We start from the raw sequence: 23464 nt of genomic DNA, 5'->3' as shown, positions 1-23464 counted from the left end.
AGACAGCTCTCCGGGTTGACGACCGGTGTGGTGTGCGCCACTAACGTCGAGGACGTGACTGTGATCGCGACCGAAAGCCTGAGCAAGCGGTTCCCCCGGGTGACCGCGCTCGACCGGCTCTCCATGGACATCGGACCCGGTGTGACCGGACTCGTCGGAGCCAACGGCGCCGGCAAATCCACCCTGATCAAGATCCTGCTGGGTCTGTCTCCCGCCACGGAGGGCCGCGCCAGCGTGCTCGGCCTCGACGTCGCCACCGAGGGCGGCGCCATCCGCGAGCGCGTCGGCTACATGCCCGAGCACGACTGCCTGCCGCCCGACGTCTCGGCCACCGAGTTCGTCGTGCACATGGCGCGCATGTCCGGGCTCCCGCCGGCCGCCGCCCGCGAGCGCACCGCGGACACCCTGCGCCATGTCGGCCTCTACGAGGAGCGCTACCGCCCCATCGGCGGCTACTCGACCGGCATGAAGCAGCGCGTCAAGCTCGCCCAGGCCCTGGTCCACGACCCGCAGCTGGTGTTCCTCGACGAGCCGACCAACGGCCTGGACCCGGTCGGCCGCGACGAGATGCTCGGCCTGATCCGCCGTATCCACACCGACTTCGGTATCTCGGTGCTGGTCACCTCGCACCTGCTCGGCGAGCTGGAGCGCACCTGCGACCACGTGGTGGTCGTCGACGGCGGCAAGCTGCTGCGGTCCAGCTCCACCACGGACTTCACGCAGTCCACGGCCATCCTCGCCATCGAGGTGACCGACACCGACGACCATCCGGACGGCACCGCCGCGGTGCGCGACGCGCTCCACGCGCGCGGGGTGGCCACCCACGACGGCAGCGGCCTGCCCGGCGCCGGACACATCCTCCTGCTCACCGCCCAGGGCGAGGACACCTACGACCTCGTCCGGGACACGGTCGCCGACCTCGGCCTCGGCCTGGTGCGCATGGAACAGCGCAGGCACCACATCTCCGAGGTCTTCACCGACAGCGACGAACAGCAGAGCGTCACACCACGGAGCACCGCACAGGACAGCGCGGGAAAGGAGGCGGTCGGCCATGGCGGTTGAGCAGACCCCGGCACAGGCGGGCGCCCAGTCCCGCATCCACAACATCGGCTACCGCTCGTACGACGGCCCGCGTCTGGGCCGCGCGTACGCCCGCCGTTCGCTCTACTCGCAGTCCCTGCGCGGCGCCTACGGTCTCGGCCGCTCGGTGAAGTCCAAGGTGCTGCCGATGGTGCTCTTCGCGGTGATGTGCGCCCCGGCGGCCATCATGGTGGCCGTCGCGGTCGCCACCAAGGCCACCAAGCTGCCCGTCGAGTACACGAACTACGCGGTCATCATGCAGGCGGTCATCGGCCTGTACGTCGCCTCGCAGGCCCCCCAGGCCGTCTCCCGCGACCTGCGCTTCAAGACCGTACCGCTGTACTTCTCGCGCCCGATCGAGACGGCTGACTACGTACGGGCGAAGTTCGCGGCGCTGGCCTCGGCCCTGTTCCTCATCACTGCGGTGCCGCTGGTCGTGCTCTATGCCGGCGCCCTGCTGGCCAAACTCGACTTCGCCGACCAGACGGCGGGATTCCTTCAGGGGCTCGTCTCCGTGGCACTGCTCTCGCTGCTGTTCGCCGGTATCGGCCTCGTCATCTCGGCGGTCACCCCGCGCCGCGGTTTCGGCATCGCGGCCGTCATCGCCGTACTGACCATCTCCTACGGGGCGGTGTCCACGCTCCAGGCCATCGCCGACGCGCAGGGCAGCACCAGTGCCGTCCCCTGGATCGGCCTGTTCTCGCCCATCACGCTCATCGACGGGGTGCAGACGGCCTTCCTGGGCGCGACGTCCGCCTACCCCGGCGGGACGGGCCCCGGCACCGGCGAAGGTGTCGTCTTCCTCCTCGCCGTCCTGGGGCTCATCGCCGGCAGCTACGGCCTTCTGATGCGCCGCTACCGAAAGGTCGGACTGTGACCACGCTCAACATCGACCACGTCTCGCGCTGGTTCGGCAACGTGGTGGCGGTCAACGACATCACGATGACGATCGGCCCCGGCGTCACCGGCCTCCTCGGCCCCAACGGCGCCGGAAAGTCCACCCTCATCAACATGATGGGCGGCTTCCTGGCCCCCTCCACCGGCACCGTCACCCTCGACGGACAGCCCGTGTGGCGCAACGAGCAGATCTACAAGCACATCGGCATCGTCCCCGAGCGCGAGGCGATGTACGACTTCCTGACCGGCCGTGAGTTCGTCGTCGCCAACGCCGAGCTGCACGGACTGGGCGCCAAGGCGGCCGGGCGGGCGCTCGCCACGGTCGAGATGGAGTACGCGCAGGACCGCAAGATCTCGACGTACTCCAAGGGCATGCGCCAGCGCGTGAAGATGGCGAGCGCCCTTGTGCACGACCCTTCGCTCCTCCTGCTCGACGAACCCTTCAACGGCATGGACCCGCGCCAGCGCATGCAGCTCATGGACCTGCTGCGCAGGATGGGCGCCGAGGGCCGCACGGTGCTGTTCTCCTCGCACATCCTTGAAGAGGTCGAACAACTGGCCGCCCATATCGAGGTCGTCGTCGCCGGACGGCACGCGGCCAGCGGCGACTTCCGCCGCATCCGCCGTCTGATGACCGACCGTCCGCACCGCTACCTCGTACGCTCCAGCGACGACCGAGCACTCGCCGCCGCGCTGATCGCGGACCCGTCGACCTCCGGCATCGAGGTGGACCTCGCGGAGGGCGCGCTGCGCATCCAGGCCGTCGACTTCGGCCGCTTCACCGCGCTGCTGCCCCGCGTTGCCAAGGACCACGGCATCCGGCTGCTCACGGTCTCGCCGTCCGACGAGTCCCTCGAATCCGTGTTCTCGTATCTCGTCGCCGCGTAGGAGGCCGAAAATGTACGACCCCACAGTCGCCCGGCTCACCTACCGGGCTCTGCTCGGCCGCCGCCGGGCCCTCATCCTCGGCGCGCTGCCCCTGCTGCTCATCGTGATCGCCGTCGCGGTACGGGCCCTTGTCGGCGCCGACGACCAGACGGCGGCGGACGTACTGGGCGGACTCGCGCTCGCCACGATGGTGCCGATCATCGGCGTCATCGCGGGCACCGGCGCGATCGGGCCGGAGATCGACGACGGTTCCGTGGTGTACCTGCTCTCCAAGCCGCTCAAGCGGCCCAAGATCATCTACACCAAGCTGATCGTCGCGATCGGCGTCACCATGGCGTTCTCGGCGGTGCCGACGTTCGTCGCCGGGCTGATCCTCAACGGCAACGGCCAGCAGGTCGCCGTCGCCTACACGGTCGCCGCGCTGGTCGCCTCCATCGCCTACGCCGCGCTCTTCCTGCTGCTCGGCACGGTGTCGCGGCACGCGGTGGTCTTCGGGCTCGTCTACGCCCTGGTCTGGGAGGCCCTGTTCGGCTCCCTGGTGCCCGGGGCGCGCACGCTGAGCGTCCAGCAGTGGGCGCTGGCCGTCGGTCACAAGGTCACCGGCGGCGATCTGGTCACCTCGGACGTCGGCCTGACCACGGCGACGGTCCTGCTCATCGGGGTCACGGCCCTCGCCACCTGGTACGCCGGCCAGAAGCTGCGCACGCTGACGCCGACCGGTGAGGAGTAGGCCGGGCTCGGGCCCGGCACGCTCTCTTGACGGGGACTTCACGCACGTCCGGGCAGACTGGACACACGGGGACGCGGGGCGAGGAGGAACGGGGATGGCAGGGGACAGGGACACCTGGGACGAGTTGGTCCTCGACGAGGGCTTCATACGTTCCGCCGAAACCGCCGAACCGTCCGCCCGCGCCCGGATGCTCGCGGCGCGGTGGCGCGAGGAGGCGCCGGAGCCGCAGCCCTGGCGGTCCGACGAGCCCCCGGCAGGCTGGTTCTTCAGCAAGTCGCGTCGCCGCTGGTGGCGCAGGAAGTAAGGCCCTGGCCGACCTTGAGCGTCGGTCACCAGTTTTATTCGGTGGCGCCCGACTCGCCCTACGGGCACAGTAGTTGTGTCCAGTACGCCGGATCTGTCCGGTGTTCTGGGGTCGGGTTCTGGGAGCGGAGCCGCGCGACGCCGATGCACGGCGGTCGGCGCGGCTTCCTTCAGGGCAGCCCGCGGCGGGCTCGGAGCGTCACTACCTCCGGCGGGCCCGCTCAGCAGGGGGAGCTGCCCGGGGCGGCCACTTCGAGCGCGCGATCCACTTCGCGCGGGCCGCCCTCCCAGGCCCCCCACCCACCGGCTCACACCATCTCTCTCCGCCGACTCACACCATCGCTCTCCGCCGACTCACGTCCGACTTCCGGCCACCAACTCCCGATTCGACCTCCGGCTCAGGACCGCAGCCACCGGCCCAGGCCTCCAGCTCCGGTCCCGCCGCCGATGCGACGGCCAACGGCCCCCGGTGCTCGACCTCCGGCCTTGCCCGCCAGCCCTCGGCCAACGGCTCCCGGCCCCCGGTGCTCAGTCTCCGGCCTGCAGTTCCCGGTCCCTGGCGCTCAGCCGCCGGTCGCCGGCGCTCGGCACTCGGCCAACGGCCTCCGGCGCCCCGGTGCTCGGCCTTCGGTCCCCGGTCCCTGGCGCTCGGCCGCCGGCCCCCGGCACCAGCCTCCGGCCCTCGGCCAACGGCCTCCGGCGCCCCGGTGCTAGGCCGCCAGCCTCCGGCCCCTGGTGCTCAGCTCCGACCTCTGGCGCTCGGCCTTCGGTCCCCGACCCCTGGCGCTCAGCCGCCGGTCCCCGGCGCCCGGCCCCTGGCCCTCGACCGACGGCCCCCGGCACCTGGCCCTCGACCAACGGCCCCCGGCACTCGGCCTTCGGTCCCGGGCCCCTGGTGCTCGGCCGGCGGTCCCCGGCGCCAGCCTCCGGCCCCTCGGTGTTCGGCCCTCGCCCAACGGCGCCTGGCGCTCGGCCTTCGGTCCCGGGCCCCTGGCGCTGGGCCGCCAGCCTCCGGCCCCGGTGCTCAGCCTCCGGCCTGCGGTCCTCGGTCCCTGGCGTTCAGCCGCCGGTCCTCGGCGCTCGGGCGCTCGGTACTCGGCCACCGCCCAACGGACTCCGGCGCCCGGCGCTCGGCCTGCGCTCCCCGGCTCTGGCGCTCCGCCTTCGGTCCCCGGCCCCTGGTGCTCAGCCTCCGATGCTCGGCCTCCGGCCTCCAGGCCCCGGCCCCTGGTGCTCAGCCTCCGATGCTCGGCCTCCGGCCTCCAGGCCCCGGCCCCTGGCGCTCGGCCTCCGGCCTCCAGGCCACGGCCTCCAGCGCCCGGGCCCCCGGCCTCCAGCCCGGCCCCCGGAGGCCTCCGGGGGCCGGCCCCCGGCCTCCAGCGCCCAGCGCCCGGCGCTCAGCCTCCGGTCCCCGGTTTACGGCCCCTGCCAACCGCCGTCACCCCCGCCTCCGGTACTCGGCGCTCGCCGGGAGCTCGTGGCCCCGCCCCGGTTCCGCGGCCCGGTCGTGGCGGGCGGCGGGCTATGGCAAAAGCCGTTCCAGCACCGTCGCGATGCCGTCCTCGTCGTTTGATGACGTCACCTCGTCCGCCATCGCGCGCAGTTCGGTGTGGGCGTTGGCCATTGCCACGCCGTGTGCCGACCAGGTGAACATCGGGATGTCGTTGGGCATGTCGCCGAAGGCGATCGTGTCCGCGGGCTTCAGGCCCAGTCGGCGGGCCGCCAGGGACAGGCCCCTCGCCTTGGACAGGCCCAGGGGGAGGAGTTCCACTATCCCCTCGCCGGCCATGGTGACCGTGACGAAACCACCCGCCGTCCGCGCGGCGACCTCGGTGAGCTCGTCGCTGGACAGGGTCGGATGCTGGACGTAGATCTTGCCCAGCGGCTCGGTCCAGAGGTCCGACGGGTCCGTCAGCGGTACGAAGGGCAGCGAGCCCACGCCCGCGTAGCCCGGCCCCACCACCACCTCGCCGTCGAGGCCCGCCCGGCTCGCCGCCAGGAACAGTGGCCCGACCTCCGCCTCGATCTTCGCCAGCGCCAGCGAGGCCAGCTGCCGGTCCAGGGTGATCGACGTCAGCAGCCGATGCGCCCCGGCGTCGTACACCTGTGCGCCCTGGCCGCAGACCGCGAGGCCCTCGTAGCCCAGTTCGTCCAGGATGTGCCGGGTCCAGCGCACCCCTCGGCCGGTGACGACGATGTGCGCGGCGCCCGCCGAGGTGGCCGCGGCGAGTGCCTCACGGGTGCGCGCCGAGACCGAGTCGTCGGAGCGCAGAAGCGTTCCGTCGAGGTCGGTCGCGACGAGCCGGTAGGGGAAGGGCCCAGCGGCGTCGGTCACTTGGAGACCGGCTCCAGCAGCTCCCTGCCGCCCAGGTACGGGCGCAGCACCTCGGGTACACGCACCGAACCGTCGGCCAGCTGGTGGTTCTCCAGGATCGCCACGATCGTGCGCGGTACGGCGCACAGCGTGCCGTTGAGCGTCGCCAGCGGCTGCACCCTGTTCTTGCCTTCGCTGGTGTCGCGCATCCGCACGGACAGGCGCCGGGCCTGGAAACCGTCGCAGTTGGAGGCCGAGGTCAGCTCGCGGTACTTGCCCTGGGTCGGGATCCACGCCTCGCAGTCGAACTTGCGCGAGGCGGACGCGCCCAGGTCGCCCGAGGCCACGTCGATGACCTGGAAGGGCAGTTCGAGGCCGGTCAGCCACTGCTTCTCCCAGTCCAGGAGACGCTGGTGCTCGTTCTCCGCGTCCGCCGGGTCGACGTACGAGAACATCTCGACCTTGTCGAACTGGTGCACGCGGAAGATGCCTCGCGTGTCCTTGCCGTACGTACCGGCCTCGCGGCGGAAGCACGGCGAGAAGCCGGCGTACCGCAGCGGAAGCTTGTCGGCGTCGAGGATCTCGTCCATGTGGTACGCGGCGAGGGGGACCTCGGAGGTGCCGACCAGGTAGTAGTCGTCCTTCTCCAGGTGGTACACGTTCTCCGCGGCCTGGCCGAGGAAGCCGGTGCCCTCCATCGCGCGCGGGCGGACCAGCGCCGGGGTCAGCATCGGCGTGAAGCCGGCCTCCGTGGCCTGCGCGATCGCCGCGTTGACGAGGGCGAGTTCGAGGAGCGCGCCGACGCCGGTGAGGTAGTAGAAGCGCGAGCCGGACACCTTGGCGCCCCGCTCGACGTCGATGGCGCCCAGTGCCTCGCCCAGCTCCAGGTGGTCCTTGGGTTCGAAGCCCTCGGCGCCGAAGTCGCGGATCGTGCCGTGCGTCTCCAGGACGACGAAGTCCTCCTCGCCGCCGACCGGGACGTCCGGGTGGACCAGGTTGCCCAGCTGGAGGAGGAGCTTCTTGGCCTCCTCGTCGGCCTCGTGCTGCTCGGCGTCGGCCGCCTTGACGTCGGAGGCGAGCTGCCCGGCCTTGGCCAGCAGTTCGGCCTTCTCGTCGCCCGAGGCCCTGGGGATCAGCTTGCCGAGCGCCTTCTGCTCGGAACGCAGCTCGTCGAAGCGGACGCCGGACGCCCTGCGCCGCTCGTCGGCGGACAGGAGAGCGTCGACGAGCGCGACGTCCTCTCCACGGGCACGCTGCGAAGCGCGCACACGGTCGGGGTCCTCACGGAGCAGGCGAAGGTCAATCACCCTCCAAGGCTACCGGTGCGGGGTCGGCGCTCACGACTCGGTATTTCCCCGCGCACCCCGTGTTGCCATTTGCCCGAAATGTCGACCTATTCGGGGGTCGTCAAGGGGTGGGCCGGGATTCCCTGAAAGGGGGCGGGTGGTGGTTCCCGGTTGACCCGAATCCCTTGTGGCGGAGGGGACTTGAGGGTGGGGCCGTCCTCAGTAATCCACACCCGGGGTGAGTTATCCACAGGCTGTGCGAAAGATCTGTGGATTACGGAAGTGATCGTTTCGAAAGATGTCCTCGAGATGACCAATTCCCGAAGCAAACCACCCTCACGCCCACTTTCGGGTGGAAATGCGTAACCCCGGGGAGTTACGCCAGGGAAACGGGTGGACGAAGGGTGGGATGCCGGGCTGTGGATGGGGTGGCGGCCTGTAGGGCGACTTGTCGACAGAGTGGTGTTCTGTTGTCGACTTGTCCCCAGGTCGAGAAGCCAGCCTGTGGATAACTTCTGTGGATAACGGAAATCGGCTGGTAGGACTGGCTCGGGCGGCCGTAGACCGGCTAGAAGCGGCCGTCCTGGCAGCGCGCCACCCAGTCGGCGGCCGTCACGAACTCCTCGTCCGACGTCCCCGGCAGCGGGGCGCGGACATCCTCCACGCCGATGTCCGCACGCGGGTACGAACCCAGGTACCGCACCTTGAGACAGATCCGCCTCAGCCCCATCAGCGCCTCGGCGACCTTCCGGTCCGAGATGTGGCCCTCGGCGTCAATGGCGAAGCAGTAGTTGCCGATGCCCTGACCGGTCGGCCGGGACTGGAGCAACATCAGGTTGACGCCCCGGACGGCGAACTCGCCCAGCAGATCACGCAGTCCACCGGGGTGGTCGTCGCGCTGCCAGATGACGACGGACGTCTTGTCCGCGCCGGTCGGCGCGGCGGGCCGGGCGGGCCTGCCGACCAGGACGAACCGGGTCTGCGCGTTCTCGGCGTCGTGGATGCCGGTCTCCAGGGCTTCCAATCCGTACCGGGCGGCGGCGAACTCGCCCGCGAAGGCGGCGTCGTAGCGGCCCTCCTGCACCAGCCGGGCCCCGTCCGCGTTCGAGGCCGACGACTCCCAGGTCACGTCCGGGAGGTTGATCTTCATCCAGTTGCGGGTCTGCGACTGCGCGGCGGGGTGGGCGGTGACGGTCTTGATCTCGGACAGCTTGGTGCCGGGTCTGACCAGCAGCGCGAAGGTGATCGACAGCAGCACCTCGCGGTAGATCATCAGCGGGGAGCCCGCCACCAGCTCGTCGAGCGTGGTGGTGATACCGCCCTCGACGGAGTTCTCGATCGGCACGAACGCGGCCTCGACCTCCCCGCTGCGGACCGCGTCGAGCGTGGCCGGCACCGACACCATCGGGATCAGCTCTCGGGTGGCCGTCTCCGGAAGCGTGCGCAGGGCAACCTCGGTGAAGGTGCCCTCGGGGCCGAGATACGCGTAGCTGGCTGGCATGCTCTCACCCTAATGGCCCTTACCGAACCCGACGCACGCGTCCAAGGGGCTGCCACCCGGCCGGGCTCCGAGCCGCTGCCCCGACGGCCGCCCGACCCCGGGCCGCTGCCCGGCGGTCAACCGGGGTCCGTGCGGCTGCCGCGGCGGGCGACCGACCCCGGGCCGCTGCCCGGCGGGCGCCCGGGGTCCGTGCGGCTGTCCCGGCAGGTGACCGGCCCTGGCCTACTGCCCGGAGATGCCGGAGCCCAGCCGGCCACCCCGGTGTCACCCCTCTCCAGCAGCCGCCGCTGCCTCGGCGAGTGACCGGCACCGGGCCCGCTGCCCCAGAGGTGCCGGGGGCCTAGCTGGCCACCCTGGTGTCGCCACCTCCTGCAGGCGTTGCCCCGGTGGGTGACCGGGGTCCGGGTCTGCTGCCTGGGGGTGACGGGGCCTAGCTGGCCACCCTGCTGTCGCCCTCTCCAGCACGCGCTGCCCGGCAGCCGACCGGGGGTCCGTGCGGCTGCCCCGGCGGGTGACCGGTCCGGGGCAGCTGCCCGCCGGCGACCCGGGGCCAGAGCGGCTGCGCCGGCGGGTGACCGGTCCGGGCCTGCGGCTCCGGAGGTGACGGGGCACAGTCGGCCACCCGGGTGTCGCCCCTTCCAGTAGACGCTGCCCTGGTGGGTGAGCGGAGTCCGGGCTGCTGCCCGGAGGCGCCGAAAGGGGCCCAGCCCGCCCCCTTCGGGTGTCGCCCCCTCCAGCAGCCGCTGCCCACGGGCGACCGGGGCCCGGCCCCGCTGCCCCGGAGGTGCCGGGGCCCAGTCGGCCACCCCGGTGTCGCCTCTCCAGCAGGCGCTGCCCCACGGGCGACCGGGGTCCGTGCGGCTGTCGCGGCGGGTGACCGGGGTCCGGGCCCGCTGCCCCCGAGGTGCGGGGAGGGGGCCCAGCCCGCCCCCCAACCTCACCCCTCCAGCAGCCGCTGCCCCACGTACTCCCCCTCCGCCGCCCCGCCCGGCACCGCGAACAACCCGCTCGACTCGTGCCTGATGAACGTCGACAGTGCGTCCCCCCGGTCGAGCTTGCGTTGCACGGGGACGAAGCCGCGCAGTGGGTCGGCCTGCCAGCAGACGAAAAGGAGCCCCGCGTCGGGGGCCCCGTCCGCCCCGATCCCGTCGTGGAAGGAGAAGGGGCGCCGCAGGATGGCCGCGCCCCCGTTCTCGTCGGGGCGGGTGATCCGGGCGTGGGCGTTGATGGGGACCACCAGATCGCCGTTGGCGTCGACCTTCTCCAGGTCCATCGGGGTCGTCTCTGTCCCCCCGCTGAGCGGCGCCCCGTTCGCCTTCCGCCGCCCGATGACGTCCTCCTGCTGCTTGAGCGACAGTTTCTCCCAGTCGTCGAGGAGCATGCGGATCCGGCGTACGACGGCGTAGGAGCCGTTGGCCATCCAGGACGGTTCGCCGGACGCGGGCACGAAGATGCGCTTGTCGAAGTCGGGCTCGGACGGCTTCGGATTGCGGGTGCCGTCGATCTGGCCCATCAGGTTCCGGGCGGTCATCGGTTGCGCGGTGGCGCCCGGCGACCGGTTGAAGCCGTTCATCTGCCAGCGGACGCGGGCCGCGCTGCCCGCGTCCTTCTGGATCGCGCGCAAGGCGTGGAAGGCCACCAGGGCGTCGTTCGCGCCGATCTGGACCCACAGATCGCCGTTGCTGCGGGCCTTGTCGAGGTGGTCGGAGGAGAAGTCGGGGAGCGGGTCGAGCGCCACCGGGCGTTGCTTCTCCAGCCCGGTGCGGGCGAAGAAGCCGTATCCGAAGCCGAAGGTGACCGTCAGGGACGACGGGCCCGCGTCCCGGGCGATATCTGTGTCGTCGTGCGCGGCGGCCTCGCCCGCCATGAGCCGCTGGGCAGTGTCGGACCAGCGGCGCAGCAGCGCGGCGGCTTCCTTGCGGCCCGCGCCCGCCGCCAGATCGAAGGCGACGAGGTGGCCGCGGGCCTGGACGGCGTCGGTGATGCCGACCTGATGTTTCACGTGAAACTTCGCCATGTCCGCGCCCACCGAAGCGAGCGCCGGGGACTGGCCGGGGGAGCCGGAGGAGTCGGCGTCGGCGGAGCCGACCGCATAGCCGGTGGCCCCGCCCGCCGCACCGAGCACGAGCCCGGTGGCACCGGCGGTACCGAGCAGCCGCCGCCGCGAGATGCCCTGCTCGCCGTGCCCTGCGCCGTCTCCTTCGGCGTTCTCCAGGAGGGTTCCCACGGCACTCACCCCGTCGCCTTCCTTAGTGCCTTTCTTGCTGCTTTCCCTGGTGGACTGGTTGGAGGACTGGTCAGCCATGGTGCGGTTCAGCCGATCTGCGCGTTCTTGTCGACGGTCACTTGGTCGATGTCGGAGGTCCGCACGGTCACGGCGATCTTCCAGTCGCCGGCCATGGGGATCTGGACCTCGTTCGCCGTCCAGTGGCCGGTGGCGATGCGGTCCGGGTTCACGGGCAGCGGCCCGATGCTCTTGGCGGTGAGGGTGAAGGCGACCTTCACCTCGGGGACGTCGAAGGCCCTGCCGTTGGGCCGCTCCACATACACATGCATGACGTTGCCGCCGACGCGCGCGGGGTTGATGTCGAGCCGTACGAGGCCCTTGCCGTCCTGGCCGCCGGTGTCGAAGGGCATGTCCAGGGTCAGCGCACCCGTCCCGTCCGTGTCCGAGGAGGAAGAAGAGGACGACGACGAGGAGGATGCCGAGGCGGCGGCCTTGGCCTCCTGTTCCGTCCGGCCCGGTTCGGTGGACGTCAGTACGGTCGTCACGGCGAGCAGGACGACGGCGACGCCCGCCTCGGCGAGCACCGAGCGGCGCAGCCCCGAACGCAGTGGGTCGGCGTTGCGCAGCCGCTTGAGCCGAGCGGTGTCGACGGCCGCCTGCTGCCGGGCGAGCTGGGCGGCGCGCTTGGCGTCCGAGCCGCCCGCTGCCCCTGCGGCGACCGTCTCCTTCTCGGGGTCGGCCGTCTCGTCCTCCGCGGGCTGTGCCGCCTCGGTCGCGGCGGTCTCCGGCAGCTGTGAGGTCCAGCGGCGCGAGATGTAGGCGATGCCGACGAGGACGACGACCAGACCGATCTTGATGAGCAGCAGCTGTCCGTACCAGGTGTCGGTGAACGCCGACCAGGAGCCGAGCTGGCGCCACGACTGGTAGATGCCGGTCGCGACCAGCGCCAGCACACTGCCGAAGGCGACGCGTGAGAAGCGGCGTACGGCCGAACCCTCGATCGGGGTGTCCGCGGGTGCTCGGAACAGCGCGACCAGAAGTGCCGTGAGGCCGCCGAGCCAGATGGCGACGGCCACCAGGTGCAGGACGTCGACGGGCATCGCGATGTTGGGCTGGAGGCCGGTCGAGGCGTGTTCGGCCAGCGCCCAGGTGGCGGCGAGGCCGATCGCCACGACACCGCCGCCGATGCCGAGCCCGAAGGTGAGATCCCGGCGCGCGGAACTCTCGTCCTGCTCCTCCCCGTCCTCGCTGTCGTCCGTCACGGGCCGGGCGTACGCGCCGAAGAGGACCGCGATGAACAGCGCGCCGGCCGCGAGGAGCAGCAGCCGGGAGACGAGGGCGGCGCCCGTCTTGGTCTGGAGGACGTCCCCGAGGAGCCCCAGGTCGAAGATGTCGCCGACTTTGCCGGAGCCGGTGTACGAGCCGCGCATCAGCAGCAGCGCGAGTGTGGCCGCGGTCATCGCGAGCCACCCGGAGACGACGAGCCGCTGCACCGCGCGTACGCCGGAGCCGCGCGGCCAGCAGGCGAGGACGAAGGCGGCGCCGCCGACCATGACGATGAAGCCGGCGTACGAGACGTACCGGCCGAAGCCGTAGAGGGCGCCGACGACTCCGCCGCCGGCCGTCTGGTCGGAGACCGAGACGGAGGTGACGGAGGGGGCGCCGACGGAGAAGGTGAAGGCGCCGGCGACGGGGTGGCTGTCCGCCGAGACGACCTGGTAGGCGACGGTGTACGTGCCGTCGGGCAGCCCGGCGTGGAGCGGGACGCCGTACGTCGTGCCGCCCAGCTCGGTCGCCTTGCCGGTGTCGACGCGCTTGCCCTTGGGGTCGAGCACGCGGAACGCCCCGTCGGAGAACGCGACCTTCTCGGAGAAGGTCAGCGTCACCTGGGTCGGGGCCTTGTCGACCACCACACCCTGCTGCGGGGCGCTGCCGGTGAGCGCGGCGTGTGCGGAGACCGGCGCGGCGCCGGCCAGCCCGGCGAGCAGCGCGGCGGCGACCGCGAGGAACAGCAGCACCAGGGGCCGTACGCGGGGTGCGATGGTCTGTGTCACGGTGATCCCTCCCTCGGTCTCAGTGTCCGGTCTTCGGGTTGTACGTCGCCGACTTCACCGGCATCTCGATGGTGATCGGCGAGGTTTTGGCAAAGTGCAGCCGCACGGAGACCTCCTCGCCCTCGCGCGGCTTGCGCTTGAGCTGCTCGAACATCAGATGGTCTCCGCCGCTCTGGAGGACGAGTTCGCCGTGGGCCGGGATGTCGAGGCGCTGGGCCTCCTCCATGGTCTGCCCGACGGTCTTGTGCATGGTGACGTCGCCCGCGACCTCGCTGGTGACGCGGGTGAGCACGTCACCGGCGGCGCCCTTGTTGGTGATGACGAGGAATCCGGCCGCCATGGAGTCGGAGACGGGCTGGGGCATGTAGGCGGCGCCGACGGCCAGGCCGGCCGTGTCCGAGGAGTCCCCGGAGTCCGAACTCCCGCACCCGGAGAGGGCGAGCGCCCCGGCGAGCGCGGCCGCCGTCGCGACGGAGAGACGCCTCACGGACCTCGCGGACCCGCCGGACCTCATGGACTTCACAGACCTCACAGACCTCACGGGTTCTGCCCCTTGATGATCTTGGGGAGGTCCTTGGTGTAGTCGTCGACGGTGGCGTCCTCGCCGTACAGGACATAGCCGCCGTCGGTCTTCGGGGAGAACGCGATGACCTGGGTGCCGTGCATCGAGATCGTCTTGCCGTTCTTGTCCTTCGACGTCGGCTCGATGGAGATGCCCAGGGTGCGGGCGCCGGCCTGGATGGTGGCGAAGTCGCCGGTCAGACCGATCACCTGGGGGTCGATCCCCTTGAGCCACTTGCCCAGCGCTGCCGGGGTGTCCCGCTTCGGGTCGGTGGTGACGAACACGATGCGGAGCTTGTCCTGCTCGGCCGGGGGGAGCTGCTTCTTGGCGACGGCGATGTTGCTCATCGTCAGCGGGCAGACGTCTGGGCAGTTGGTGTAGCCGAAGTAAATGAGTGTGGGCCGGCCCTTGGTCTCCGCGCGGAAGTCGTACGGCTTGCCGTGGGTGTCGGTGAGCACCAGGTCGGGCTTCTCGAACGGCTGGTCGAGGATCGTGGCCGCCTTGTCCGAGCCGGCCTCGACGGACACATCGGCGACGGACTTGGAGTCGTCGCCGCTGCCGCAGGCGGAGAGGGTCAGGGTGGCCGCGACGAGCAGGGCGGACGCGGCGAACAGCTTCTTGCGCATAAGGAGGTTTCCCGGAGGTGTGGTTCGTGGGAGGTCCGGCGAACACCCGAGGGGGTGTACGGGACAACCGGGGGCGTACGGCACAACCGCACGCCCCCGGCGCGCACCGGAGGTGAGCGGAGGTCAGACGGTGGTGCGGCGGCGGCCGGCCAGCACGCCGAACGCGACACCCGCGACACCGACGACGATGCCGACGACACCCAGCACCCGCGCGGTGGTGTCGCTGCTGTCTGCGGGCTCGGCGGCGGTGGTCGTGGTCTTCGCGGCGGCCTGCTCGGCGGGCGCCGCGGAGGCCGCGGCGGACTCCTCAGCGGTCGAGGAGGCGCCGTGGTGGCTCCCGGTGGCGGCGGACAGCGCGAGCACCGGAGCGGGGTTGTCGGGCTCCTCGGCGCCGTCCTTCTCGACCTCGATCCAGCGGACGACCTCCTTGTTGGAGTACGTCTGCAGCGCCTTGAAGACGAGTTCGTCGGTGTCCTCGGGCAGCTGGCCCATGGAGAGGGGGAACTTCTGGAAGTAGCCGGGCTCGACGCCCTTGCCGGTGGCGGTCCAGGTGACCTTGGAGACGGCCTCGGAGATCTTCTCGCCGTGCAGCTCGAGGGGCTTGGCCAGCTTGGACTTGGTGACCTTGACGGTCCAGCCGTCGATGGGCTGCGGCATCACCGAGGCGAGCGGGTGGTCGGTCGGGAAGCTGACTTCGAGCTTGGTGGTCGAGGCGTTGTCGCGCTCGTTCGGCACCTTGAAGTTGACGGTCGCGTAGCCGCCCTTGGCGGCGGTGCCCTCGGCCGACACGGTGACGTGCGCGAAGGCGGGGCCGGACAGGGCGAGGACGGTGGCACCGGCGACGGCGGCGGTGGCGGCGATACGGGAAACCTTCATGTCGGAAGGCGCTCCACTTCGGGTGAGGTCTGACGGGCCGAAGAGTCCGACGTTTCGGACAGCGCGGCAGGTCGGAGAGTGCGACTGGTCGGAAAGGAAGAGGGACGCGGGTGCGAAACGGTGCACACGCGTGCGCGTGCCGCACGACGGCGGCCTCTCTCCGACCCTCGGACCCCGGGATGTGAAGACCCTGGGCTCCGACGGCGAGCGGTCGCGTCGTGTCAGGCGGCGAGTACGAGCGGGGCGGTCGGCGGCCCGCGCCGGATCACCGTGTGCTGCAGCTGGGTGTCGGTCGGCCCGAGGGGGACAAGGGTCCACGCGCGCGGGGCGGGCGGCGCCGTGCCGGGCGTACCCGGAAGGCCCGTACGGAGTGCGCGCGCCAGCGCGAGCGCCCCGCGCAGGGACCGTACGAGCGCCCCCTCGGCCACGCCGTGTGCGGACAGCCGCATCAGGCGCAGCAGGGCGAGGTCTCCCCGGCGCAGCAGCCAGCCGGTGGCGACGGCCGCGAGGACGTGCCCGAGCAGCATGGGCAGCGTCGGCAGCAGGGTGGTGAACGATCCGGGGGAGGCGAGGGCGTCCGCCGGGTGGTTCATGGACGCCATGTCCATGCCCGCGCTGGTCCCCGAACCGGCCGTCCCCGGACCGGCCGTCCCGGTACCGCCCGCACCGATCCGCGCGTCGGCGAGGATCCGCTGGGCCTGGGCCGGACTGATCGTCGCGAGCGGCACCCCGCACAGCAGACGGGCGGCGCGGGCGACCAGGGCGGTGTCCGTGGTGGCGGCCGTGGTGGCCCCAGTGGACGACATGGCGTGCTGCCCGAGTCCGAACAGGGTGTGCAGGACTGTCTGGCCGACGGCCAGCAGAGCGACGATGCCCGGCAGCGAGCGGGTCCGCCCGGCGAGCGGTGCCGCGCACACGAGGACCCCGAGGAAACCGGCGCCCAGGGTCCACAGCGGAACGGATGCGCAGGAGGCGAACGTATGACCTGCTCCGGCCAGCACGACACAGACCGCGGCGAACACCGCGGCCCTCAGCATCCGGATGGCGCTTCCGGGGGGCGCTGTGCGCCTGCGGCGGGCAGTCATGGCGGGCTCATCATCGCACTGGCCCCACCGCACCCATACGGCAGGTCCACAAGGTGACGTGCGGCCGGGTACCGCCATATAAGAAGGGGTAAAAAGATGTAAAACCGGAAGGTCGCTTCTGCCAGTTGATGCACTACATACACCGATTGGGGCTCTCGGCGCATCCCCCTTATGGGCGGCATCACGTCAACTACGTGCTTACACACCGCCACTCGCGGCAATACGTACAGGTATGTCGAGCCGCGGCCTGGAGGCTGGAGCATGAGCATCTGGTGGTCACTCCATCTTCGGCGAGAGGCTGCGAGCGTCCCGCTCGCCAGACGCCTGTTGCTGGGCACCATGGAGACTGCGGGCGTCGACCCCGACATCTCCTACGACCTCTCCGTCGCGCTCAGCGAGGCCTGTGCGAACGCTGTCGAACACGGCGGGGACACCGGACACGGCGACTCCTGCGGGGCCTATCGCGTCACCGCGTACCTCGACGGGGAGAAGTGCCGCATCGAGGTCACCGACTCGGGTCCCGGCTTTCCCGCCGGTCCGGCCGGGTCCGCGGTCGCGGAGGCTCCGCGCCGACCGGTGCCGGTGGCCGCGGTCCCCTACGACGCCGAGAGCGGCCGGGGTCTGTCGCTGATCGAGGAACTCGCCGATCACGTCACCATCGGCAACAAGCCGGGCCGGGGCGGTGCGGTGGTCAGTTTCGACAAGATGCTCAAGTGGCAGAAGGGCGCCCCGCTGATGGCGGTGTGACGTGGGCGAGTACTTGTCGCGTTCGGCCGGACGCGGTTCACCGCGCCGACGGTTTTCGGTCATTCCCGGCCGGTAGTCATACGTTGCTCGCGACCGCGAACCCTCCGGGTGTTCGCAATCGTGAGCTGGCGGCGCATTCGATTCCGTTTCGAATCGGCCGGGCGGGCGGCGACCGTGATCACCAAGAGCGTCCCTGCGGACCGCGAGTTCCGCTTGTCTGCGACTCTTGCCCGGCCCTCCCCGATCATGCCGAGCGCGGACTCGCCGGACGAACCCTTTGACAGGTTGCCCGGTTCTGTTCCGTGCGGAATCAAGTACCTGTCGGGCCGTGTGGTGCCTGTGTGATGGTTGGGGCCGCCGGTCGGGCCGCGGTACAGGCGCCGTTTCGCGTCCCAACTCCGGCGGTTAGCAAGTCAGTTGACGGCAATGACCGGCCGTCGGACGCAAGGGGGAAAAAGAATGAACCGAATGAAGGTCGTCGCTGTGGCACTCCTCGCCACCAGCATCGCGCTTCCGACCACCACCGCTGTGGCCCGGAGTGTCACCGGCGGCGGCGTGACCGCCACCGCCCCGTACAACGGCGACGCCGGCAAGATCTCCGTCTACGACGGCAGCAACGACGGCGACCCGGGCAAGGCGGAGTACTACCGCCACGACAGCGCGGGCACCAAGCGCACCCTCTGGAACCACAGCGGTCCCCGGACGACCGCTGTCTCGGGCGACGGCTCGTCCATCATCAAGTTCAAGGCCTGCGACGAGAACGGTTCCGGCAGCTCGGACGACTGCTCCGGCTGGGTCGCTCCGTAACCACTGACCCGGGTTCCGCCCGCCGGGCCGGCCGTTCCGCGGCCGGCCCGGCGGTTCGCGATTTCGCGCACCGCGCATTGAGGCACCGCGCATTGAGGCATCGCGCATCGAGGCATCGAAGTGCCGAGCCGACCGACCATCGGCACGGGGGAACGAAGGTGTATGGGCATGAACGAGCGATCCACGGTGGCAGCCGGAGCCCCGACCAGCACCGGCGACACCGCGAGAACCGGCGACACCGCGAGAACCGGCGCCGGGCTGCGGGTGGAGGGCCTGCGCCACCGGCTCGGGGACCGCGTCCTGCTGGACGGCGTCGACCTCGAGGTCGGCCCCGGCCGCTCGGTCGCGATCACCGGACCGAGCGGCTCCGGCAAGTCCACGCTGCTGACCTGCGTACTGGGCCTGATCGCACCGGACGAGGGCACGGTGACCGTCAACGGCCGGAAGCTGACCGGGCTGTCGGCGCGGGAGTTGGCGCGGCTGCGACGGCAACATCTGGGTGTCGTCTTCCAGTTCGGCGAACTGCTGCCCGAACTCACCCCGGTGGAGAACGTGGCACTGCCCGTCCTCCTGGACGGCGGCGACCACCGGGCCGCGTACCGGCGCGCCGCCGAACTCCTGGCCGAACTCGGCGTAGCGCACGACGGTTCGCCGACCGGCATGCTCTCCGGCGGCGAACGTCAACGCGCCGCTGTCGCCAGGGCCCTGATCACGGACCCGGACGTCCTGCTCGCCGACGAGCCGACCGGCGCCCTCGATCCGCAGGCCCGGGAGACCGTGGCCGACCTGCTGTTCGAGGTCTCCCGCGACCGGGGCTGCGCCCTGCTCGTCGTCACCCACGACCTCTCGGTGGCCGCCCGCGCCGACCGCACCCTGCGCCTGGAGTCCGGCCGACTGCGGGAAACCGGGGTGGGCGCGTGAGCACGGACGCGCGGAACTCCGTACCCGGCACCGAAATCACCGAAATCCCTGAGCAGGAGCAAACCCCGTCGCAGTCGCATATTCATGCGCAACCCGCCTCCACGACTCCCGCAACCCGCACAACTCGCACGAGCCCCGCGAGCGCTGGGACCCCCGTGACACCCGCGACCCCCATGACGCCCGTGACGCCTGTGACACCCGTGACACCCGTGACGACTTCGGGCCGGACCGGCGGGCGGCGGCTCTCCCTCCAACTCGTCCGGATGGGGTTCGCTGCAGGCCGCGGCACCCCCGGTGACCGGCTGCGCTTCTGGTCGCTGTGCGCCGCCGCCCTGGCCGTCGCCGTCGTCGCGCTGGCGGTCGTCGCCGCCGTCGCCACCCACGACGGCCGCGACGCGCGGAACACCGCGCGCGGCCCCCTGCTCTCCGACCGGCAGCACGCCGTGGCGCTGTGGCGCGAGGCGTTCGACGTCGTCGGCGAGGTCCAGCACAGCGTGATCTACGTCGAGCGGCTCAAGGCCGACGCCCCGCCCCCGCCGGGCCTGTCCCGCTGGCCGGCCCCCGGCGAGGCGATGCTCTCCCCTGAGCTGCTCCGCGACGGCCAGGACGAGGGGATCAGCACCCGGTACGGCCGCTTCGCGGGCACGATCGCCAAGTCCGGCCTCGTCTCCCCCTCGGAGCGGCTGGCCTACGTCGGGGTGAGGCAGAACCAGCCCGGTGAGGGAAGCGACTCCTGGTGGCCCGTCAGCGGGTTCGGGCAGAGCTACCCGATGGGCGAGACCCTCAACGGCCGCACTCTCGCCGATGTACTGCGCCCCCTGGGCGCGCTGACCGGCGTACCGGCACTCGCGCTGCTCGTCGTCGCCGCGCGGGTCGGCTCACGTACCCGGGACCGGCGCGCCGGACTGCTCCAGGCGCTCGGAGGGACCTGGCGGCACCGGGCACTCGTCGACATCGGCGAGGCGGCGCTGCCGCTTGCGGCCGGCACGGCCCTGGCGGGGCTGGTGCTGCTGCCGGCCCTCCTCACCGACGTACGACTGCCCCCGACCGGCTACCTCCTCGACAGCGGCGACCTGCGCACGGCCTGGCCCGGGTTCGCGCTCGCGCTGCTGCTGTCCTTCGTCGGCTGTCTGCTCGCCGTGATCCTGCTGCACCGGGTGGGCCGGGACGGAACCGCCACCCGGCCCCGTTCGTTCTCGTCACGGGTGCCGCGATGGCGGCTCGTCGGATGCGGGGTGGGCGTCGCCGCCATCGCGCTCAGTCAGTACGCGGGCGAGCCCGCCGATGTCACCGTCTTCACGGTCGGCACCGTCCTGATGTGGGTCATGCTGCCCTCCGTGGCCGCCGTGGCGAGCCGCGCCCTGGGCGAGAAGTTCGCCGTACGAGGGTTTCGCGCGGGCCGCGCCGGACAGCTGATCGGCGGACGCTGGACGGCCGCGCACCCCGGTGTCGTGGTCCGGATCTCGGCGGCCATGATCATCGGTCTGGGGCTGGTCTGCCAGCTCGAGGCGGGCAACAGCCGACTCGGTGACCAGGCCGCGGCGGCGCAGGTGTCCCAGGCGCGTGTCGGCGCGGGCGTGCTCAGTGTCCAGAGCCGGTATCTCACGCCCCCCGCGATCGAGGGCCTCGCCCGCGCGCTTCCGGCGAACTCGCACCTCGTCTCCCTCCAGACCGACCAGCGGACCGAGTCGGTGCTCATCCAGGGCTCCTGCGCCACCCTGCGCTCACTCGCCCTCCCCTGCCCAGCGGCACCGGAGGCGGTACGCGCCGTCGATCCGCGGGTCGCGGAGATCGCCAACTGGTTCGGCCGCAACCCGCACGCCCAGGTCGCCGATCCCGCGAAGCTCGGCCCGGACGCCTTCCAGGGCACGCTTCTCGTCGTCACCGAGGATCCGGAGCCCGGGCTCCAGGCGGCGGTGGAGCAGGCGGCGTACGCGCGCGTGCCCGGCATCACCGTGGAGACCCTGGGGGAGAACTGGACCGTCGGCGCCGCCGACAAGGCCCGGCTGGGCAACTGGGTCCTGCTGTTCGGCTCCACGGGCCTCGCCCTCCTGCTGCTGACGGGCAGTCTCGGCGCGGCGGCGGAGTTCGTCCGGGTGCGGTCGGCGCTGGCGCCGCTGGCAGTCCTGACCGGCAGCGACCGGATCCACCGGTCGGTCGCCTTCTGGCATCTGACGGTCCCGCTGCTGATCGCCACCGTCGTCGCGGCCGTCGTCACCGCCTGGCAGTCGCTGTTCTTCACCGCCACGGAGGAGAGCGGAACCGTCTCGTGGGCGGTGTTCTGGTCCGCGGTGGCCGTCTGCGCGCTGCTGTCCGCGCTGATCGGCGCCCTGGCCGGCCGGACGGCAAGCCGAGCCGCGACCCGCTGGCACCCGACAGCCGACTGACACCTCTCACACCTGTGCCCGCTCGCCCTACCGGGAACCCTGACCCGGGTCGCGTCGGTGCCACGGCCAGCCGGCGCGCCGGCACCTCTCGACGACAGCCTCCGCACACGCGCGCGTGGAGCCCGCGCGGCACCGCCGCCTGTGTGCGTGCGTCCGGCCGCCCTGCCGGTCAGCAGACCGGCACGGCTGCCTGGCAGCGGCGTCACCGGGCTCTCCCTGCGGCGGGTCCCATCGCGGGTAGGCGCCGGCGTCGGCCGTTCAGGGGCCCCTGCTTCCCGGATGCCCTGCTGGCCTGCGGACCGGCACGGGTTGCCTGGCAGCCGCGTCCACTGGGCTGGGGGCGAACTCTTCGTGCGGGGGCCCATCGCGTATGAGCGGCGGCGCCGGCCGTTCGCGGCGCCCTTTTCCCGGACGCCGGTGATGCCCTGCCGGTCAGGACCGACACGGGCTGCCTGGCGGCGGCGTCCGCCGGGTCGGCGGGGGTTGTTGTGCGGCCGGTCGCATCGCGGATGAGTGCAGTGCCGACCGTTCGGGGGCGCCCGCTTCCTGCCCGCCCGGCTGCCCTGCCGGTCAGCTCACTGACAGGGGCTGCCTGGCAGCCGCGCGCGGCGGGCGCGCGCCAGCTCGGCGTGCGGCCGGCCCCATCACCTACGAGCGGCGGCGCCAGCCGTTGGCGCCCTTCCGCCGTTGGCGTCCTTCCGGCCTTCCGCCGTTGGCGTCCTTCCGGCCTTCCGCCGTTGGCGTCCTTCCGGCCTTCCGGCCTTCCGGCCTTCCGGCCTTCCGGCCTTCCGGCCTTCCGGCCTTCCGGCCTTCCGGCCTTCCGGCCTTCCGGCCTTCCGGCCGGTCAGCCCACCGTCGCCGGCTGCCTCGCAGCCGCCTCCACCCGGCCGGCGGCAGCCCTCCGTGTCGCCGGGCCCATCGCGTACGACGCGATCAGTGTGGCCCCGCCCAGCAGTAGCCACCCCGGCGTTCCCCAGCCCACCAGCAGCGTGGTGAGGACCAGGGGGCCGGCGGTACGGGCCACGGTCACGCCCGTTCCGAAGAAGCCCTGGTACTCGCCGACCCGGTCGGCCGGGGCCAGTTCAAAGGACAGCTGCCAGGACCCCGCCGACTGCCCCATCTCGGCGACGACCTGAAGCACCGCTCCGGCCACCAGGACACCGACGGCGACCCAGGGGCTCAGTCCCGCCGACAGGGCGAACACCGCGCACGCCGCGAGCATGACCCACCCGGAGCGCCGTACCGCGCGCGTGGCCGACGAGATGCCGCTCACCCCACGTGCCATCCGCACCTGGAACACCATCACCGCCCCGGTGTTGAGCACGAACAGCGCGGACACCACCCAGGCCGGAGCGTCCGTCCGCTCGGTGATCCACAGCGGGATGCCGAGGCTCAGCAACGGCATGCGCAGCAACAGCACGGTGTTCAGCAGCGTCACGACGACGTACGGCCGGTCGCGCAGGACGCCGAGCCCGTGCGACTTCGCCGAGGCGACCGGCGCCACCGACGGCAGCCGCAGCAGCAGCCCCGCGCACACCAGGAAACTCACCGCGTCCAGCGCGAACACCCCGAGATACGCCGCCCGCGTCCCCGCGTTCAGCGCGAGCCCGCCGAGCCCGGCACCCACCGCGAGACCGGCGTTCAGCGTCGACTGGAGGTGGGCGAGCAGCCGCGTCCTGTCTCCGGCGGACACCAGCCCCGCGAGCAGCGCCTGCCGGGCCGCCGCGAGCCCCGACTGCGCGGACGCGTAGGCACAGGCCGCGATGACGAACGGCACGAACCCCCGCACGACGAGGAAGGACGCCACCGCGGTCCCCGTGGCGAGGGCCAGCAGTACGGCGGTCCCGCGCGCCCCGCGCCGGTCGGCGAGCCGCCCGAGCGGCACCCCGACCAGCGAGCCGATCGCCCAGGCGAGCGTCAGGCCGAGCCCCACGCGCGCGGGGGCGAGCCCCACGACGTGGGTGAAGTAGAGGGCGGAGGTGACGTAGTACGCCCCGTCACCGACCGAGTTGGTCAGCTGGGCCAGGGCGAGCACACGCTGCGGACCTGCGGGCGGGACGAGGTTGTTGGTCATACAGACGACGTTAGGACCCGGGTGGACCGATGGGCAGGCCCAATAGTCGTGCCTTTCAGTGGCCCAATTCCGCCGCCTGGGCCCCACCCCTCAGTGGCC

At 71.9% G+C, this 23464-nt stretch carries 19 protein-coding genes; 9 read left to right on the top strand and 10 right to left on the bottom strand.

Features of this window, described 5'->3' with window-relative positions; all coding sequences use genetic code 11:
- The first annotated feature begins 60 nt into the window (after positions 1-60).
- The 5 genes from ABZ855_RS00370 (at position 61) to ABZ855_RS00350 (ending at position 3899) form a co-directional block, all read left to right on the top strand.
- Positions 61-1062: an ABC transporter ATP-binding protein gene (locus ABZ855_RS00370; protein WP_360799254.1), complete on the top strand. Its 1002-nt coding sequence runs from the start codon at positions 61-63 to the stop codon at positions 1060-1062.
- Complete coding sequence (locus ABZ855_RS00365) at positions 1052-1957, top strand: ABC transporter permease (RefSeq protein ID WP_360798498.1); 906 nt, start codon at positions 1052-1054, stop codon at positions 1955-1957. Before ABZ855_RS00370 ends, ABZ855_RS00365 begins: the two co-directional genes overlap by 11 nt.
- Positions 1954-2865 (top strand): ABC transporter ATP-binding protein, encoded by a 912-nt coding sequence (locus tag ABZ855_RS00360; RefSeq protein ID WP_319206274.1) that lies wholly within the window; start codon positions 1954-1956, stop codon positions 2863-2865. Before ABZ855_RS00365 ends, ABZ855_RS00360 begins: the two co-directional genes overlap by 4 nt.
- A 10-nt stretch (positions 2866-2875) precedes the next feature.
- A complete protein-coding gene (locus tag ABZ855_RS00355) occupies positions 2876-3595 on the top strand; it encodes an ABC transporter permease (protein ID WP_360798493.1) in 720 nt (239 codons plus the stop codon).
- Between the two features lie 94 nt (positions 3596-3689).
- Positions 3690-3899, top strand: a complete 210-nt coding sequence (locus tag ABZ855_RS00350; protein ID WP_360798490.1) for a hypothetical protein — start codon at positions 3690-3692, stop codon at positions 3897-3899.
- A 1521-nt stretch (positions 3900-5420) separates the two neighbouring features.
- Here the strand turns inward: ABZ855_RS00350 and ABZ855_RS00345 are convergent.
- From ABZ855_RS00345 to ABZ855_RS00305, 9 genes are all read right to left on the bottom strand, one after another.
- Positions 5421-6233, bottom strand: coding sequence for an HAD family hydrolase (locus ABZ855_RS00345; RefSeq protein ID WP_360798487.1), 813 nt, complete (start codon positions 6231-6233; stop codon positions 5421-5423).
- Positions 6230-7519 carry a serine--tRNA ligase gene (gene serS, locus ABZ855_RS00340; RefSeq protein WP_360798484.1) on the bottom strand — a complete coding sequence of 430 codons (1290 nt, stop codon included), beginning with the start codon at positions 7517-7519 and terminating at the stop codon, positions 6230-6232. Before serS ends, ABZ855_RS00345 begins: the two co-directional genes overlap by 4 nt.
- 547 nt (positions 7520-8066) lie before the next feature.
- Entirely contained in the window at positions 8067-8999 is a 933-nt protein-coding gene (gene pheA, locus ABZ855_RS00335) for a prephenate dehydratase (RefSeq protein ID WP_360798481.1), read from the bottom strand.
- Positions 9000-9936: 937 nt separating this feature from the next.
- The gene (gene efeB / locus ABZ855_RS00330; RefSeq protein ID WP_360798478.1) at positions 9937-11304 is read right to left on the bottom strand and encodes an iron uptake transporter deferrochelatase/peroxidase subunit; all 1368 of its coding nucleotides are present in this window, start codon (positions 11302-11304) and stop codon (positions 9937-9939) included.
- An 8-nt stretch (positions 11305-11312) separates the two neighbouring features.
- Positions 11313-13280 carry a copper resistance protein CopC gene (locus ABZ855_RS00325; RefSeq protein ID WP_360798475.1) on the bottom strand — a complete coding sequence of 656 codons (1968 nt, stop codon included), beginning with the start codon at positions 13278-13280 and terminating at the stop codon, positions 11313-11315.
- A 19-nt stretch (positions 13281-13299) separates the two neighbouring features.
- A complete protein-coding gene (locus ABZ855_RS00320) occupies positions 13300-13794 on the bottom strand; it encodes a copper chaperone PCu(A)C (protein WP_360799251.1) in 495 nt (164 codons plus the stop codon).
- Between the two features lie 23 nt (positions 13795-13817).
- Positions 13818-14468: an SCO family protein gene (locus tag ABZ855_RS00315; RefSeq protein WP_360798472.1), complete on the bottom strand. Its 651-nt coding sequence runs from the start codon at positions 14466-14468 to the stop codon at positions 13818-13820.
- A 123-nt stretch (positions 14469-14591) separates the two neighbouring features.
- A complete protein-coding gene (locus ABZ855_RS00310; RefSeq protein ID WP_360798469.1) occupies positions 14592-15344 on the bottom strand; it encodes a YcnI family protein in 753 nt (250 codons plus the stop codon).
- A gap of 221 nt (positions 15345-15565) precedes the next feature.
- Positions 15566-16429: a hypothetical protein gene (locus ABZ855_RS00305; RefSeq protein WP_360798466.1), complete on the bottom strand. Its 864-nt coding sequence runs from the start codon at positions 16427-16429 to the stop codon at positions 15566-15568.
- Between the two features lie 261 nt (positions 16430-16690).
- Here ABZ855_RS00305 and ABZ855_RS00300 point away from each other — a divergent pair, with 261 nt between their 5' ends.
- The 4 genes from ABZ855_RS00300 (at position 16691) to ABZ855_RS00285 (ending at position 21291) form a co-directional block, all read left to right on the top strand.
- Positions 16691-17176, top strand: coding sequence for an ATP-binding protein (locus ABZ855_RS00300; protein ID WP_360798463.1), 486 nt, complete (start codon positions 16691-16693; stop codon positions 17174-17176).
- Between the two features lie 459 nt (positions 17177-17635).
- The gene (locus ABZ855_RS00295) at positions 17636-17983 is read left to right on the top strand and encodes a hypothetical protein (protein WP_319206298.1); all 348 of its coding nucleotides are present in this window, start codon (positions 17636-17638) and stop codon (positions 17981-17983) included.
- A 168-nt stretch (positions 17984-18151) separates the two neighbouring features.
- Positions 18152-18904: an ABC transporter ATP-binding protein gene (locus tag ABZ855_RS00290; protein ID WP_360798459.1), complete on the top strand. Its 753-nt coding sequence runs from the start codon at positions 18152-18154 to the stop codon at positions 18902-18904.
- A 209-nt stretch (positions 18905-19113) separates the two neighbouring features.
- Positions 19114-21291 (top strand): permease, encoded by a 2178-nt coding sequence (locus ABZ855_RS00285; RefSeq protein WP_360798456.1) that lies wholly within the window; start codon positions 19114-19116, stop codon positions 21289-21291.
- Between the two features lie 844 nt (positions 21292-22135).
- Here the strand turns inward: ABZ855_RS00285 and ABZ855_RS00280 are convergent.
- Positions 22136-23365: an MFS transporter gene (locus ABZ855_RS00280; RefSeq protein WP_360798453.1), complete on the bottom strand. Its 1230-nt coding sequence runs from the start codon at positions 23363-23365 to the stop codon at positions 22136-22138.
- Positions 23366-23464: the final 99 nt, after the last annotated feature.

The organism is Streptomyces sp. NPDC047042 (genome assembly GCF_040644035.1).
Lineage (GTDB): Bacteria > Actinomycetota > Actinomycetes > Streptomycetales > Streptomycetaceae > Streptomyces.
The sequence above is the reverse complement of the archived record's forward strand: the minus strand, read 5'-3'. Positions and strand labels throughout refer to the sequence as shown.